General features: G+C 42.0%; 1 pseudogene. It reads left to right on the top strand.

What is annotated here, in order from left to right:
• Positions 1-1,822: pseudogene (locus ACFIKN_RS07450) on the top strand (hypothetical protein); the annotation flags it as partial.

Below are 1,822 nucleotides of genomic sequence, written 5' to 3'. Positions count from 1 at the left end.
GCGATGCGCTGTTGTGGGATAAGGACGCAGAGGCGTTTGTAGCGACGCATGGAGAGAAGGAAAGCAAGAGTAAGATTACATCACTTGCAGCTGGCTCTATAGTATCAGGCTCGAGTGATGCGATTACGGGTGGACAGATTTATGATCTGCAAAAACAGTTTGCTGGCTATTTTGGTGGAGGTGCTGGTTATAATGAGAAAGGCGAATGGCAAGATCCGGATTTCCAAATTCAGACTTTCAGCAATGATGGTACGAAAGGTGATAAGAAGAGCAGTAATAATGTTGCAGGTGCGTTTAATGACATTAATGACAGCATGAGCACTATCAACGCTCGTATTAAGGAAGTTTCAGAAGGAGTTGCACAAGATTCTTTATCATGGAGCAAGGCTGATGGTGCTTTTGTCGCCTTGCATGGAGAAAAAGATGGTGCAAAGACAAACAGCAAGATTAAGTTCCTTGCGGCAGGAGATATTACGAAAGAATCGACAGATGCAGTAAATGGCTCCCAACTTTATTCCTTAGGAAAAGATCTTGCATCGTACTTAAACGGTGATGCTAAGTATGAGAAAGATCAATGGTTGTTGCCTAGATTTAAAGTTACACACCTTAAAGAAGATGGCACATCAGAAGAAGCTGAGTACGATAGTGTTTCAGAAGCTCTTTCAGGTGTTGGTAATTCTTTCACGAATGTGGTTAAAGACTTTAATGACAAAGTCACGAATATTACTCAGGAAGTTCAAGGCGATGCGCTGTTGTGGAATAAGGACGCAGAAGCGTTTGTAGCGACGCATGGAGGAAAAGACGGTGAGAAGACCAACAGCAAGATAACGTCGCTTGCAAATGGTGACATTACTGCTAGCTCAAGCGATGCTGTAGCAGGAAATCAGCTATATGCTCTAGGTAACAGTGTTGCGCAGTCTTTAGGTGGTGATGCTAGTTATGCAGGTGGCGCTTGGACAGCTCCAAGTTTCAAAGTTAAGACCGTTAATGAGGATGGTACTAAAGTTGAAGAGAAGAAGTATGATAATGTATCGGAAGCATTTGCTGGTGTAGGAACATCTTTTGAGAATCTTCAAAAAGAGTTCACCCAAAACAACACGGAGGTTACTGAAAATATTAAGCAGAATGCGTTGTTGTGGAGTGATGAAGATAGTGCGTTTGTAGCGACACATGGAGAGGGTGCTGGGAAAGGCAACAGTAAAATTAAGTTTCTTTCCAATGGAGAGGTTTCTGCAAGCTCAAGTGATGCGATAAATGGTTCTCAGCTTTTTGATACGAATAAGACTGTTGCAACTTATTTAGGTGGTGGCGCTGAATATAAGGAAGGTCAATGGAGTGCTCCAAGCTTTAAAGTTAAGATCGTCAAAGAAGATGGCAGTGCTGTTGAAGAGCAGAGCTATGATGATGTTGCCAAAGCATTTGCAGGTGTAGGGAATTCATTCACGAGTATTCACAAAGAGCTTAAGAATGAGATTAACCAAGTTGTAGGAGATAGTCTTGTTAAGTTTGATGACACGACAAATGTGATCAAGCTTGGTGGTGAAAAAGAAGGTGCGAGCATCAGTATTGCGGATAAGGAAAGCCAAGATAGAATACTTTCAGGTGTTAAGACAGCGACGAAGGATAATGAAGCAGTTAACAAAGGTCAGCTTGATAAAAGTCTGAAGGAGCTTTCTAACAATCTTCAGTCTGATGAATCGGCTGTTGTTCACTACGATAAACAAGGTGAGGATAATAGCATCACTAATTATGCGAGTGTGACTTTGGGTAAAGGTAAGGGTTCTGCATCTGTTGGTTTGCATAATGTTGCCGAAGGTCAGAT

It is taken from the genome of Bartonella sp. CL436QHHD, from assembly GCF_042195105.1.
In the GTDB taxonomy this organism is placed as follows: domain Bacteria; phylum Pseudomonadota; class Alphaproteobacteria; order Rhizobiales; family Rhizobiaceae; genus Bartonella.
Note: the sequence above shows the minus strand (reverse complement) of the source record. Positions and strands in the feature narration are given on the sequence as shown.